Below are 426 nucleotides of genomic sequence, written 5' to 3' on the forward strand. Positions count from 1 at the left end.
TCATCAGGCTTGGAATCCATGTCGAAACGATTACGCCTGGCCGTCCCGACCAAAATGGTCGACATGAACGAATGCATCGAACGCTAAAGGCAGCAGTGCCACCGGCGGAAAACCTGGTGCGCCAGCAGCTGGCTTTTCAGGATTTCATCCAAGACTTCAACCACCACCGACCGCATACCGCGCTGGGCATGAAACCGCCGGCATCTGTCTATAGCCCGTCGATACGCGCTTATCCCGGTTACTTGCCTGCGCTTGAATACGGTTCGGATGTTGAAGTACGCAAGGTTCGGTCAAATGGGGAAATTAAATGGAAAGGGCAGCTGATTTTTCTGGGAGAGGCTCTGATTGGAGAGGACATCGCGCTGAAGGAAGTGGCTGATGACGCTTGGGAACTGTACCTTTGCAGCCACTGTTTAGGCAGGCTTG

Annotated in this window: 1 protein-coding gene; it reads left to right on the forward strand. The window is 53.8% G+C overall.

All coding sequences use genetic code 11. From position 1 onward, the window contains the following. The coding region (locus tag M9827_RS27610; RefSeq protein ID WP_502943476.1) for an integrase core domain-containing protein at nucleotides 1–426 on the forward strand (426 nt) is incomplete at both ends.

This window comes from Pseudomonas sp. AKS31 (assembly GCF_023634765.1).
Classification (GTDB): domain Bacteria; phylum Pseudomonadota; class Gammaproteobacteria; order Pseudomonadales; family Pseudomonadaceae; genus Aquipseudomonas.